Source organism: Micromonospora sp. NPDC003241, from assembly GCF_053589795.1.
In genome coordinates this window covers 1-12,990 of the sequence record NZ_JBSFSO010000079.1, presented here as the reverse complement: position 1 = coordinate 12,990, position 12,990 = coordinate 1, and the positions used below count along the sequence as shown (strand labels likewise).

Annotated in this window: 12 protein-coding genes; 6 read left to right on the top strand and 6 right to left on the bottom strand. The window is 70.7% G+C overall.

The window, feature by feature from the left end; genetic code table 11:
• Nucleotides 1-127: 127 nt before the first annotated feature.
• Nucleotides 128-1,699: an alpha/beta hydrolase gene (locus ACWDVW_RS32000; RefSeq protein ID WP_449956547.1), complete on the bottom strand. Its 1,572-nt coding sequence runs from the start codon at nucleotides 1,697-1,699 to the stop codon at nucleotides 128-130.
• Between the two features lie 400 nt (nucleotides 1,700-2,099).
• Between ACWDVW_RS32000 and ACWDVW_RS31995 the strand changes: the two genes are divergently transcribed.
• The gene (locus ACWDVW_RS31995; RefSeq protein ID WP_449956544.1) at nucleotides 2,100-2,813 is read left to right on the top strand and encodes a DNA alkylation repair protein; all 714 of its coding nucleotides are present in this window, start codon (nucleotides 2,100-2,102) and stop codon (nucleotides 2,811-2,813) included.
• On the opposite strand, the gene ACWDVW_RS31990 is transcribed toward ACWDVW_RS31995, so the two are convergent.
• Nucleotides 2,792-3,088 (bottom strand): hypothetical protein, encoded by a 297-nt coding sequence (locus tag ACWDVW_RS31990; RefSeq protein WP_449956542.1) that lies wholly within the window; start codon nucleotides 3,086-3,088, stop codon nucleotides 2,792-2,794. The two genes, ACWDVW_RS31995 and ACWDVW_RS31990, sit on opposite strands and share 22 nt — an antisense overlap.
• A gap of 90 nt (nucleotides 3,089-3,178) precedes the next feature.
• The gene (locus ACWDVW_RS31985; protein WP_449956539.1) at nucleotides 3,179-3,697 is read right to left on the bottom strand and encodes a hypothetical protein; all 519 of its coding nucleotides are present in this window, start codon (nucleotides 3,695-3,697) and stop codon (nucleotides 3,179-3,181) included.
• A 138-nt stretch (nucleotides 3,698-3,835) separates the two neighbouring features.
• On the opposite strand from ACWDVW_RS31985, the gene ACWDVW_RS31980 reads away from it, so the two are divergent.
• Nucleotides 3,836-5,062, top strand: coding sequence for a trypsin-like serine peptidase (locus ACWDVW_RS31980; RefSeq protein ID WP_449956537.1), 1,227 nt, complete (start codon nucleotides 3,836-3,838; stop codon nucleotides 5,060-5,062).
• A gap of 189 nt (nucleotides 5,063-5,251) precedes the next feature.
• The gene (locus ACWDVW_RS31975) at nucleotides 5,252-5,737 is read left to right on the top strand and encodes a hypothetical protein (protein WP_449956534.1); all 486 of its coding nucleotides are present in this window, start codon (nucleotides 5,252-5,254) and stop codon (nucleotides 5,735-5,737) included.
• A 9-nt stretch (nucleotides 5,738-5,746) separates the two neighbouring features.
• Here ACWDVW_RS31975 and ACWDVW_RS31970 read toward each other — a convergent pair whose 3' ends face one another.
• Complete coding sequence (locus tag ACWDVW_RS31970; RefSeq protein ID WP_449956531.1) at nucleotides 5,747-6,835, bottom strand: endo alpha-1,4 polygalactosaminidase; 1,089 nt, start codon at nucleotides 6,833-6,835, stop codon at nucleotides 5,747-5,749.
• 235 nt (nucleotides 6,836-7,070) lie between these two features.
• Nucleotides 7,071-7,502, bottom strand: coding sequence for an excalibur calcium-binding domain-containing protein (locus ACWDVW_RS31965; protein WP_449956550.1), 432 nt, complete (start codon nucleotides 7,500-7,502; stop codon nucleotides 7,071-7,073).
• A gap of 424 nt (nucleotides 7,503-7,926) precedes the next feature.
• Here ACWDVW_RS31965 and ACWDVW_RS31960 point away from each other — a divergent pair, with 424 nt between their 5' ends.
• Nucleotides 7,927-10,404 carry an AAA family ATPase gene (locus tag ACWDVW_RS31960; RefSeq protein WP_449956528.1) on the top strand — a complete coding sequence of 826 codons (2,478 nt, stop codon included), beginning with the start codon at nucleotides 7,927-7,929 and terminating at the stop codon, nucleotides 10,402-10,404.
• A 17-nt stretch (nucleotides 10,405-10,421) separates the two neighbouring features.
• On the opposite strand, the gene ACWDVW_RS31955 is transcribed toward ACWDVW_RS31960, so the two are convergent.
• Nucleotides 10,422-11,366, bottom strand: coding sequence for an SDR family NAD(P)-dependent oxidoreductase (locus ACWDVW_RS31955; RefSeq protein WP_449956525.1), 945 nt, complete (start codon nucleotides 11,364-11,366; stop codon nucleotides 10,422-10,424).
• A 109-nt stretch (nucleotides 11,367-11,475) separates the two neighbouring features.
• Between ACWDVW_RS31955 and ACWDVW_RS31950 the strand changes: the two genes are divergently transcribed.
• Together ACWDVW_RS31950 and ACWDVW_RS31945 are read left to right on the top strand one after the other, a co-directional pair.
• Nucleotides 11,476-12,141 (top strand): TetR family transcriptional regulator, encoded by a 666-nt coding sequence (locus tag ACWDVW_RS31950; RefSeq protein WP_449956522.1) that lies wholly within the window; start codon nucleotides 11,476-11,478, stop codon nucleotides 12,139-12,141.
• Nucleotides 12,142-12,175: 34 nt separating this feature from the next.
• Nucleotides 12,176-12,895, top strand: coding sequence for a hypothetical protein (locus ACWDVW_RS31945; RefSeq protein WP_449956519.1), 720 nt, complete (start codon nucleotides 12,176-12,178; stop codon nucleotides 12,893-12,895).
• Nucleotides 12,896-12,990 lie beyond the last annotated feature (95 nt).

Here is a 12,990-nt window from a genome sequence, read left to right as displayed (position 1 = left end):
GGACGCCCCACCGACGGACCGGCATCCCCGCGAGGCCGAACGCCCCGACGGCGCCGGACCGGAACCCGACGTCACCGGTGGCGACCCCTGCTATGCACGAGGCGTTAGCAGGGGACCCTTCCTTACATCAGAGCCAGGTCGGCAGCTTCGGCTCGCTGCGCAGCGGCACCAGCGGCGGCGCCTCGTCGGCGGCCGGGCCGGCCGAGCGGCCCCGAGCCTCGTCGGACTCCGTGCCGGGCGGCGGCGCTGCCGCGCACCGCGTGCCGTCCGCCGGCACCACCAGGTCGATCAGGTACGCCTCGATCGCCTCGTCGGCGCAGGCCACCCGGCCGTAGACGATGTGTCCCCAGCCCTCGTAGGTCAGCAGCTCGGCATGGTCACCGAACTGTGCGGCGGCACCGAGCGCCCAGTTGTAGCCGGTCGCCGGGTCGTGCAACGAGTTGACGAACAGCAGCTTGGCCTGGTTGGTCGGGGTGATCGGCCGCTGCGGGTTGTCCGCCGTGCTGGGCCAGCCGAGGCAGATGGCGCCGATAGCCGCCCGGGGCAGGTCCGGCAGGTCCGGCGAGGCGAGCTGGGCCGCGTCCACGATCGTCCGCCACTGCCCGATGTTCTGCGCCCCGAGGTTCCAGTCCTCGCAGAGCACCGCCTGGTACGCGAAGGGCACCACGGTCGGCGGCTGCTCCTCGGTCGACTGGCGGGCCGCCGGTACGCCCCACGGACGGCCGGCGTCGACCCGCTCCAGCTCGGCCGCGATGTCGAGCCAGTACGGCTGGTAGTTCACGTTGCCCAGCACGAAGTTGACCAGATCCCGCTTGGTGATCTTGTAGCTGTGGTTGTCCGGGTCCGGCAACTCGCCCCGACCGGCGCGGTCGAGCAGGCGCTGCCAGAACTGGCGGATGTCCCGTCCGTGGAGCGCGCACTGCGGCAGCCGGGCGCAGCCGGCCACGAACTCGTTGAACGAGTCCTGCCCGGCGGCTGCCTGGGTGACGGCGAAACCCTGGGCGTCGAGGCTGTGGTCCATGCTGCTGTCGGCGACGATGGCGCGTACCCGGGTCGGGAACAGTTCCGCGTACTGCTGGGCCATCAGCGTGCCGTACGACATTCCGAGGAAATTCAACTGCGGGTCGCCGACCGCAGCCCGGATCGCGTCGATGTCCCGGATCACCTGGAGGGTGTTCACATGGTCGAATACCGGCCCACTCCGGGAGCGGCAGTCGTCGGCCAGCGCCCGACTCGCGGTGACCATTTGGGTGAAGTCGGCAGCCGTCTTGATGGGGCCCGCCGGCAAGGCCGAGATCTTGTCGAGCGCACACATGATAGGCGCGCTGCGAGCCACTCCACGCGGGTCGAAACCGATAATGTCAAAATGACGACGCAATTCGTCGCCGTACGTGGCCCGCAACGCGGAGTCCACGCCCGACCCACCCGGGCCACCCGGATTCACCAGCAGCGATCCGCGTCGCACCTCGGGATCGGTCGCCGGCCGCTTGGCCAGCGCCAACTCGATCGTCGGGCCGAACGGATCGGCCCAGTCGACCGGCACTTCGAGGGTGCCGCACAGCGCATTGTCATCCTGCTCACAGGGCTCCCACTGCACCTGCGACACGGGTGCCGCCGAGGCCGGCGACACCACAACCGGCACCAGCGCCGCCCCCACCGCGATACCGACGAGTAATTGCCGGATCAATTTCTTGCGCATGCGCCCTCTCCCCGATTATTTTCCCGGCCCCCTGCCGGGCGACGCTCAAGTTAGCGAATCCACCGAGGCTCGGGGTTACCGGAAAGTGTCAGCGGCAATACCGTTCGAACAGCCCCGGCCAACAATGATCCGGAACCACTTGTGATCCATTCCGGAACGCCGACGTGAATAGAGAGGTCACCGCCGTCGCGGAGACGGCGAAGGTGGCGTGAATGAAGCGGCGCCGAGGACTGTCAACATGGTGGACGTCACAGGGGTCGGAATTATTGGAATTTACCTACCCGGTGCTTTCCCGCAACGCCCGCCAAAACTGCGTGACGGATTCGAAACGTCGCCGCGCCACGGTGGGCCCGGGCGGCCGACAACGTACGGCGCACCGCTCGCGGTAGGTTGCCGAGTCATGGCCACCACTGCCGCCGACGTCCGGCACGACCTCGCCCAGCTCGCCGACCCGGCCCGCGCCACCGGTGTGAGTCGGTACCTCAAGATGTTTCCCGGCGGGTACGGCGAGGGCGACCGAGCCATCGGCGTCACCGTGCCGCAGCAGCGCCGGGTCGCCGGCCGACACTGGCGCGGCCTCGATCTGGCCGAGACGGCGACACTGCTGACCAGCGAGGTGCACGAGGAGCGGCTGACGGCGATCTTCATCCTGGTGCGCAAGTTCGGCAAGGCCGACGAGCCGGAACGCGGCCGGATCGTCGAGCTGGTCCTGACGCACAGCGGTCACCTGAACAACTGGGACCTGGTGGACTCCTGGGCGCCGTACGTCCTCGGGCCCTGGCTGCTCGACAAGGACCGCGACGTCCTGGACCGACTGGCCGGATCGGACCTGGTCTGGGACCGGCGGATCGCGGTGATGGCCACTCTCGCGTTCATCAAGGCCGACGACTACGCGTGGACGTTCCGGCTCGCCGAGCGGCTGCTGCGCGACCCGCACGACCTGGTGCACAAGGCCGTCGGCTGGATGCTGCGCGAGGTGGGCAACCGGGACCTGGCGGCGGCGGAGGAGTTCCTGGTACGGCACTACCGGGTGATGCCGAGGGTCATGCTGCGGTACGCGATCGAGAGGTTCCCTCCGCAGCGGCGGAAGGACTACCTGTCCGGGACGGTCTGAGGCCGCCCCGGACGGCTCGGGCGGGTCGACCGCCCGGCTGTCGTCACATGACGTAAGACCAGGTACGCGACGACGCCGCTGAGGGGCGCGACCAGGCCCACCACGGCGGGCAGCCAGACCGTCGCGAGGTACGGCATGAGCAGGAAGCTCGCGACGACGCCCAGGGTCACCCCGCCCGCGACCAGGACGGCGCGCCGGCTCCCGGCGCCCCGCCGGAGCACGAGATAGGCGAAGAGCGCCGTGCCACCGATGACGATCGCGAGCGATGAGTCCACAGTGCCTCTTGCGAGAGGGGTCGGCGGGTCGCGCCACGCAAGATCGTAGTAACGCCGCACCACCCGTGCTGACGGTCGGCACGGCGCGGGTCAGGGCCGGGTCGCCCGCAGATAGATCGTCACGGCGTCCACCGCGTCCAGGTCCACCAGCAGGCGACGGTACGTACCGCCGGGCCCCGGCGCCTCTTCGACCAGTCCGGAGACGCGGGCCGCGCGCTCGGGGTGCCAGGTGTCCCCACCGCCCACGTCGTCCTCCCGCGTGACGGCGCGGAGGCCGGGGGTCAGCTCCGCGCCGAAGCCCCCGTCGGCGACGAAGGTGTCGAGGGCGGCGCGGGGAATCCGGAACTTCGCCGACAGGTGGGTCTCCAGCCCGTTGCTGCTGACCGCCGAGAGGAACACCGTGCCGGGCGGGAACGTGACGTGGGCGACGGCCTCCACCTCCGACGCGGTCGCCGGTCGCGGCGGTGACTGGAGCGCGTCGTCGGTGTCGCCGAGCTGCGCCACCGCCACCACGCCGCAGGAGATCAGCGACAGCACGAGGCTCAGCCCGGCCAGGACGAGGGCGTACGTGGAGGTGCGGCGGGGCTTCCGCGTCGGCTGGTCGGACACGGGCAGGACCCTACGCGACGGGTGCCGTCAGGCCGGAGTCCACGCCGACAAAACATCGACGGTCTTGCATGTATCGCCGCAGCTCGTGTATGAAGACTGAGCAATCGTTAAGGTTCCGGTCTCCTGGGAGGAGCGACGATGACACACGCCCCGCGCCGTCTGCGCACGCTGGCGGTCATGCTCAGCGCCTGCACACTCGGGCTGAGCCTGCTGTCGGCACCAGCCAAGGCGTACTCGGCGCCACCTCTCGCGCCGCAGTCCGCGCGCGCCCCCGAGTCGGAGCAGTTCGTGGCCGAGGGCGTGACGACCGTCGGCGAGCTGCGCACCGTCGACGGCGCGTTGTCGTACGCCCGCGACGGCCGGACGCAGGTCATCCACCACCCCGGCGCCACCTACGTCAAGGTGCACTTCGCCTCGCTGCGGCTCGGCCCCGGCGAGTACGTCACCGTCGCCAGCCCGGACGGCCGGGAGAGCCACCGGTACGACCGCCACCTGAACCGGGCCACCGGCTCGGACTACACCACCGACGGGCGGGCGGGCTTCTGGGCCATGTCCGTCGAGGGCGACACCGCCGTGGTGACGCTGCACAGCACCCGCGCCAGCCGGGGCAGCGCCGCCACCATCGACCGGTTCTGGCGCGGCTACGACCGCACCGAGATCGCCGCGCACAACTTCTCCACCCAGTCCGTGTGCAGCACCGACGCCCGCCGGGACGTGGTCTGCTACCAGAGCAGCCACCCGACCGAGTTCGCCCGGGGCAACGCGGTGGCCCGACTGCTGATCAGCGGCGGCGGCATGTGCACCACCTGGCGGGTCGGCAACACCAACCGGATGCTGACCAACAAGCACTGCTTCTCGACGCAGTCGGCGGTCAGCGGCAGCGAGATGCAGTTCAACTACCAGTGCGCCACCTGCGGCGGTGCCAACCCCGGCCCCGGCACCAAGGTCAGCGGCGCCACGCTCTACCGGGTCAGCAGCGGCGGCTCCAACCAGCTCGACTACGCCCTGTTCTCGGTGAACAACTTCGCGACCATCCAGGGCTTCGGCACGCTCTACCTGGCGACGACCGCCACCACCACCGGCACCCAGATGTACATTCCCGGCCACGGTGACGGCAGCCCGAAGCGCCTCTCCATCTTCGAGGACACCCAGAACGGCGCACGTTGCACCGTCCGTAACGCGAACTACAACACCTGGAACATCAGCTACAGCTGCGACACCTCCGGCGGCAACTCCGGTTCACCGGTGCTGAACAGCAGCCACCGGGTGATCGCCCTGCACCACCTCGGCGGCTGCCCGTCCAACCAGGGCGCGAAGGCGCACCTGATCTACAACGAGATCGCCAGCCTGATCGACAACGGCTGACCCGAGCAGCACCGCAGTCACCACCGGCAGGCCGCCGCCGACACCGGCGGCGGCCACGCCGTGACGCGCATCGCGCAGAGGCTCTCGGGAGCGGCAGAAGTGACGACCTCCCGTCCGTGACCCCGACTCGTCCGCCTCGGCGACGAAGATCGAGGTCAGGGGTTGCGAGCAGGGCATACGATCCGGCGCATGAAGGCTTACCGCGCCTTGCCCCTGGCCCTCCTGTTCCCGCTCCTGGCCGCGTGTGTGGTCAGCCCGGTGGAGGAGGTCGCGGCGTCGACGCTCACCTACTCCTGTTGCGAGACCGCCGACGTCGAGAAGTCGTACCAGCCGGGGCAGACCTTCACCCTGAACTGGCTCGTCGAGTCACCCGACGAGCCGCCGGTGACGCCGACGCCCGGGCCCGGCGTCGAGCTGACCGCCCACCTGATCGGCCCGTTCGAGTCGGTCGAGCAGCTCACCGCGCACGCGATGGGCACGCTCACCGTCCCGGGGCTGGTCACCTACCCGGCCGAGCCGGTACGCCCCGCCGACGCGCCCGACCGACGTCCGGTCAGCACCATCGTCATCGCCCCGGACGCCGGCCCCGGCTACTACAACCTGATCAGCTCGATGGCCGACCAGGGGAACGCGGTCGGTGGCGAGAGCATCATCCAGGTCGTACCCGCGAGCTGAGGTCCCCGCTCAGCACGCCTTACGGACGTACGTGCGGGAGCCGGGGGCCGAGACGGCGAGGTCGCGCAGCACGACCGAGAGGGTGCTGCCGTGCGACCCGCACGCCTTGCTGAAGCCGCTCTCCGTGTACTCGATGACGATCACGTTGGCGCCGTAGGTGCGGGTGTACGCGTCACACTCGTTCCAGGTGCCGCACTCCTCGGCGACGGCGAAGTCGAACCCGGCCTTGCGGGCGTTCGAGGTGCTCAGCTCCGCGAGGTTCTTCTGCGCCACGGCCAACCCCTTGCCGTGCGCGTACGCGCTCAGCGACGCCGCGTACGCGACCGCCTGCGACTCGGTCAGCAGGCCCTTGGACCGGGTGAACGAATCCAGGTTGTCCGGCTCGATCGCCTTGAACCCCTTGCTGGCGCACCGGTCGATCCACCCGCCCACGATCGTGGTCAACGCCGTCCGCTTCGCGGCGGTCGAGAAGTCCAGCATCAGCTCGTTCCAGTCCTCGTCGACCACGAGGTTGCCCTGCGCGTCCCGCAGCAGCAGGTCCGGGTGGTTGGTCTTCCACCACGACTCCGCGCCCGGCTGCGCCTGGAAGGCGTTGACGTAGCAGATGTTGTACAGCCCGGCGGCCGGTGACGCCTCCAGGTCACGGCTGACCACGGTGAGGCCGGACGGTGGCGCGTACACCCCGCCGATCTGGTAGTCGAACCCGGCGTTCGCGGGCGGCGGCGCCCACGTCGGCGCGGTCGTGCGGTTCCCGGTCGGCGGGGTCGTCGCCGAGGCCGACGCGGCGGGGCTGCCGGAGGCCGACGGGGTCCGCGAGGGCGGCGGCGTGGTCGCGGGCACGCTCGGGGACGTACTCGCCGACGGCGCCGCCGTGGTCGGCCCGGCGCTCACCGGCGCGCCCAGGGCGGACGGCGCGTCGGAGGTCGGGGCGTCGCCCGGGGTCACGCTCGGCGTGGGCGCGGGCGTGGCCTGTTGCCCGAGGCCCCACCAGGGCTGCCGGCCGCTCGCGCCGGCGGCACCGATACCGACACCGAGTACGACGACAGCCACCGCCGCCGCCGTCAGCCCCACCCGGGCCCGCCTGCGCTTCGATCCCATCGAGCCCAACTCCTCCAGGTACGTGTGAGCGCACCCTACGAGACCTGGTCGGGACCGGGACACCCCCCGCTTCGAGGGGTGCGGACACCCCCTCCGACACGGTGGTTGTCCACCACCGACGGATCGCTGTCGACCGTTCCCGTCGTCCGGTGCAGCGCCGCCCAACGCCCAAGGCCGACCGCGTCACACGGACGCCCCCTGACCGCGAGGCGCAGGGGGCGTCCTGCCGCAGGGTCTACTCGCAACCGATACCGTCACCGTCCCGGTCCAAGTGGCGGCCGTAGCCGGGCTCGCCGCGACGGATCGGTGCCTTACCTGCGGCCCGCACTGCGGCACAGTTCTTGTAATACACGTTTCCGCCGCCGCTGTCGTTACCGCTGCTGCTGCCACTACCACCACGGGAGGGCTCGCAGGCAATTCCGTCGCCGTCCCGGTCCAGACCCGCCCGGTAACCGGGCTGCCCACGCTTCAACGGCGCCTTACCGGCAGATCTGACGGCGTCGCAGTTGCGGTAGTAGACGTCGGGTTTGGGGGTACGACTGGGCGTCGGTGACGGCCGCCGACTTGCTGTCGCGGACGTTTCGACGGTGGGACTGGCAGTGATCGTCGCCAGGTCAGGCTCCGGCGTCGGTACGTACTGCGGCTGCCTCTCGGCGATGGGTTTCACGCTTGCGGACGCTGCCGCCTGACCGGGGGCGGACGTGGAGTCGTCGTCATCGAAGGCGGCGACAAGGCCGCCACCGCAGCACAGTAGGACAAGAGCAATGGCGCCGCTGAGTAGCGGGCTGGGATTCTTGGCAGGCTTAGTTTTCGCATTCGGGAAGAGGCTCACCCGTGGGATTCTGGTGACGACACCCGTTGATCGTTATTGGCTGATTGGTCGGCGCGACTGTCAGGTAGGCGACCGTCAACCCGCTCGCCCTCGAAGCGGGAACAGTATTGCGGTGGCCCCCTGGATCAGCGAGAACGTGGACGCACGCGCCTTACCCACAACTCGGGTCCGCTACCGCGACGGGGTAGCCGACGTTATCCGATCTCGACGCACACGGTGTGCGACATCGGATCGGGGTCGACATCGATACGATGCCTCGGTGGATCGGGGTAGTTTCGTCGGCCGAACCGGTGAGCTCAAGCACCTGCGAGCGGTAGTGGAGGGCATCGGCCGACGGGGCGTCCTCTTCAGCGGCGACGCCGGTGTCGGCAAGAGCCGGCTGGTCCGCGAGGCCGTGGCCGAGCTTCCCGCGAGCCGGTACGTCGTCTGGCCCATCGCCGCCGGCCATCCGAGTACGGCGCTGCCCTTCGGTGGCCTGGCCCAGGTGCTTCCCGTCGCGCAACCGGCGGGTCTCACCCCCGCCGGGGTGCTGCGGTGGGTGGTGGACTCGCTTCACGAGCAGGCCATGGGCCGCGCGATCGTGCTCACCATCGACGACGCCCACCTGCTCGATCCGCCGTCGGCGGCGCTGGTCCACGTGCTCACCCGGCAGGAGGACGTGGTCCTGCTCGGGACGGTGCACGACGGGGAGCAGGTGCCGTTGCCGCTGCGGCCCCTGTGCGTCGACGATCTGGTCGAACGCGTCGAGCTGACCCCGTTCGGCCGGGGCGAGACCACCGAGTTGCTCGAGGCCGTCCTGGGCGGGCCGGCCGAGGCTCGGTCGATCGACCGGATGTTGCGCCTCTCGGCCGGTAATCCGCTGCTCCTCCACGAGCTGCTGCGCAGCACGACGGACAGTGGCGAGTGGGCCTGCTCCGGTGGCGTGTGGCAGTGGACCGGCCACTCGACACGGCCGCTCGACGTGACGGACGTGATCGGCACCCGGATCGACCACCTCGCTCCGGGCGTCCGCAAGGTGGTGGAGCTGGTCGCCCTGAGCGAGCAGATCGGCCTGCACCTGCTCACCACGGCGACACACGCCGCCGACGTCCGGCAGGCCGAGGATCACGGCCTGGTCGCGGTCGTCCGGCGTGACCGGCGGGTCGACGTGCAACTGACGCATCCGTTGTACGGGGAGCTGCTGCGCCGCCGTTGCCCGCCGGCCCGGACCCGGCAGTTGCAGGCGGAACTGGCCGACCTGGTGCAGGCCACCGGTGCCCGCCGACCCGGTGACCTGCTACGGGTCACCCTGTGGCGGCTCGGCGCCGGCTCCGCACAGGAGCCCCGGCTGCTGCTCGCCGGTGCCGTGCAGGCGTTCGCCCGCTACGACGTACCGCTGACGGTCCAACTGGCCCGGGCGGCGCTGGACGCCGGTGGTGGTTACGATGCCGCCGAACTGCTCGCCACCATCCTGATGCTCTGCGAACGCCCACACGAAGCCCTCCAGGTCCTCGACCACGTCCGCGACGAACTCGCCGACGAGCGGCGGCGGAGCCGCTGGCTCACGGTGCGGGGCATGGTGACGTACTGGAGCCTCGGCGACGAGTCCACCATCGACACCCTGGCCGAGGCCGCCGTCTCGTTGACCGATCCCGGTCACCAGGCGCGGGTCTGGGCGTTCGAGGCGCTCATGCGGATGCACCGGATGGAGATCACCGCCGCGTTGCGGTTGAGCCAGTCGGTGCTGGCCCAGCCCGCAGCCGGCCCGGGTGCCCGAGGGCTGGCCCGGTGCGTGGTCGCCTACGTCGACGCGACGCGCGGTCTGTTCCGCCGCAACGCCGACACGATCGCCCGGGTCGAGGCGGACGTGGCCGCCTGGCGGGGAGACGTGCCCTACCTCCAGGCGATGGTGGAGTCGACCCGGGCCGCCCGGCTGGCGCTCACCTGCGACCTGCCCGGCATCGACGCGATCGCGGCCGACGAGTTCGCCGACCTGGTCAGCTCCGGCGGCCTGCGACTCGGCAGCGGCTTCCTGACCGTCCTCCAGTCCTACGCCGCGCGGCTCCGAGGGCGCACCGACGAGGCGGTCACCTTCAGCAACACGGCCGGCGCGATGCTGGCCACCAGCCGGCTCTACGGCAGTCTCGCCCACGGCGAACGGGCACAGGTGGCGGCCTGGCGCGGCGACGCCGACACGGCCTCGGCGGCGATGGCGGCGGCAGACCACGCGCACTCCCCGTGCATCGCGGTGTTCTACCCCTGGCTGGAACTGGCCCGTGGCGCGACGGCCGCCGCCTCCGGCGACCTACCCGCCGCCGTCGGACACCTGGCCGCGCTGGTCGACCGGCTACGCTCCGACGGCCTGACCGGGTACGAGGTGCTGGCCCTGCATGACCTGACCCGACTCGGTCAGGCGGCCACCCTGATCGGTCCGACCTGCGCCGACGGCGCACGGCGCTCGGTGGCCCAACGCCTTTGCGAGCTGGCCGAGCGTACCGACGGGACCCTGTCACCACTGCTGGCCCGGCACGCCCGCGCGTGCGCCGCCGAGGACGGCGCCGGCTTGTTGGCGATCGCCGACGCCTTCGCCGCGGCGCAGCTCACCGTCTGGGCGGCCGAGGCCACCGCGACGGCGGTACGCGTGCTGCGCCGCGAGGGCGATCCGTTGGCGGCTGACGCACGTCGCCGTCTCGGCATGCTGCTCGCCACCTGTGACCAGGTCCGCACCCCGACGCTGGACGCCGCCCGGGATTCCTGACCCAGCCTGATCAGCGGTCAGGCAGCGCGTAGGCCGGCGGAGAACGAGTTCCGCGCGGGCTGGATGACCGGGAACGTCACGCCGGTGAGGTCTTCGGAGACGGTCCAGAGTCGCTTCTGGACGGCCATATCGTGCGACTTCGGGCTGGACGTGACCAGACGGGGGTGGCCCATGACCTCGTTGCGTCCGCCGGGGCCGTAATACTGGCCGCCGAGCACGGCGGGGTCGGTGGCGGCGCGCAGGGTCGGCAGCGCGCCCATGGCCGGCGTCTGGGTGATCACCGGTGCGAGCCAGGTGAGCGGGAGCCGGAGGGCTGCGGGGCTGTTGCGGGCCAGTTCGGTGCTGGACATGCCGGGGTGCGCGGCGACCGCGACGGTGGTGCCGTGCGGGGCGAGGCGGCGCTGCAACTCGTAGGTGAACATCAGGTTGGCGAGCTTGGACTGTCCGTAGGCGGCGGCCCGCCCGTACGACCGCTCCCAGTGCAGGTCGTCGAAGTGGATGTCGGCCCGGATGCGGTGGCCGGTGCTGCTGACCGTCACCACCCGTGAGCCGGGCACCGGCAGCATCAGGTCCAGCAGCAGCCCGGTGAGCGCGAAGTGCCCGAGGTGGTTGGTGCCGAACTGGAGCTCGAAGCCGTCGCGGGTGGTCCGCTTCGGGGTGTACATGACACCGGCGTTGTTGATCAGCAGGTCGATCCGGTCGAGCCGGGACCGCAACTGCTCCGCTGCGGTCCGGACGGAGTCGAGCGAGGTCAGGTCCAGCGCCTGCACGGTGACGTCCCCGGTCATCCGCGCCGCGGCCTGCTCGCCCTTGTCGACGTCGCGTACGGCGAGCACCACGGAGGCCCCGCGCTCGGCGAGCGCCTTGGCCGTCTCGTACCCGAGTCCGGTGTTGGCGCCGGTCACCACGGCGACCCGCCCGCGCTGGTCCGGGATGTTCGCCGTCGTCCACTTCTCGCTCATGCCAGGCTCCCGATCATATTAAGTACCGAAGGCATCTTGTGCCGACGACATTAAAGTACTTCCGGTACGTTGTCAACGTACCGGAGGTACCTAAGCTAGGCTGGCGGTCGTGACCTTTCAGCGAGCACGCACCGAGGAGCAGCGGGAGATCCGCCGACGGGCGATCCTCGACGTGGCGTCGGCGATGCTCGACGAGATGCCCGTGGCTGCGGTCACCCTGAACGAGTTGAGCCGCCGGGTGGGTCTGGCGAAGCCGAACGTGTTGCGCTACTTCGAGTCCCGCGAGGCCGTGCTGCTGGAACTGCTCGACCGCTACCTCCAGGAGTGGCTGGCCGACCTGGCCGGCGAGCTGGCCGACGGAGTCGACGACAGCCTGCCCACGGCCGAGCGGGCGACAGCGGTGGCCGAGATCCTCAGCCGCTCACTGGCCAGCCGGGTGGTGCTGTGCGACCTCTACGGCGCACAGGTCGGCGTCCTGGAACACAACGTCTCCGTCGAGGTCGCCATCCGTCACAAGCGCGCCGCCATGGGGCATCTGGCCACCATGACCGCCCTGGTTCAGGAGCGCCTGCCGGAGCTGGGCGAGAACGCCGCGCTGTTCAATCTGCACACCATGACCATGGCCGGCGCGCTGTCGGCGTACAGCACGCCTCCGCCCAGCCTGGAGGCGGCCTACCAGGCCGCGCCCGAGCTGGCCCGCTTCCGCATGGAGCTGAAGGACTCCCTGAAGCTGGCGCTGACCGGGACCCTCCTCGGCGTGCTACCCCGCCACTGACGCCCGGCGTGACGGGATCGGACATGATCGAGGCGTGGGTGACCTTGTGATCAATCTGCTGGCGAGCGTCATCGCCGGTACGGCCGTCTGGCTCTCGGGGTTTCTGTTGCGTCGGCGCAAACTGAACCGCGCACGCGCCTTCTTCGGCCTGACCGCCGGAGCGAGCTGCCTCCTGGTGGTCTCCCGGCACGCGTCGTCGCCGCGCGAGTTCAGCGTCCACCGTCGCGACGTCGCCGCGCTGGTGGAGCTGGCGACCATCGCCCGGGAGTGCGGCGCGCACGCGGACCGGGTCGGCGAGGACCAGCCGACCGGGGAGATCGGCCGGCTGACCGAGTTCTGCGTCGGCGGTCCCGGTGGCGCGAGCCCGCGCAGCGTCACGCACCTACGCGCGATCCTGCGCGGCGTGACGTACGAGATCTTCGACGAGGAGAAGCGCCGGAGGGCGTTCACCGTCGGCGGCACCGAGTACGTCTACAGCCCGGAGATCAGCTACGTCCTGCTCGCCCGGTTCTGGGGTCCGGTCGGTGGACGCCCGGTGTTCTTCATCGGCGGCCTGACCGCCGGCAGCAACCTCGCCGCCGCCCGCTACCTGACCACGCACCATCCGGAACTCGCCCGCACCTACGGTGCCGACCGACCGTTCGCGCTGGTGCTGCGCATCATCGAGCCGGCCGCGTACGGCACCGACTTCACCGAGCTGGTCGCCGACGTGAGCGACGTGGCGTTCCAGCCGGAGCCGCAGCCGGCGACGTAGTGGGCGGCTCCAGGTTCGGCAACGCGCGGTGTCGGATGTAAGGAGGGGTCCCCTGCTATACACCAGGCGTTAGCAGGGGACCCCTCCTTACAAAC

Coding starts and splice junctions, on each gene's coding strand:
- ACWDVW_RS31980 (WP_449956537.1), top strand. CDS start 3,836: ATGACACACGCCCCGCGCCGTCTGCGCACGCTGGCGGTCATGCTCAGC.
- ACWDVW_RS31975 (WP_449956534.1), top strand. CDS start 5,252: ATGAAGGCTTACCGCGCCTTGCCCCTGGCCCTCCTGTTCCCGCTCCTG.
- ACWDVW_RS31955 (WP_449956525.1), bottom strand. CDS start 11,366: ATGAGCGAGAAGTGGACGACGGCGAACATCCCGGACCAGCGCGGGCGG.
- ACWDVW_RS32000 (WP_449956547.1), bottom strand. CDS start 1,699: ATGCGCAAGAAATTGATCCGGCAATTACTCGTCGGTATCGCGGTGGGG.
- ACWDVW_RS31995 (WP_449956544.1), top strand. CDS start 2,100: ATGGCCACCACTGCCGCCGACGTCCGGCACGACCTCGCCCAGCTCGCC.
- ACWDVW_RS31970 (WP_449956531.1), bottom strand. CDS start 6,835: ATGGGATCGAAGCGCAGGCGGGCCCGGGTGGGGCTGACGGCGGCGGCG.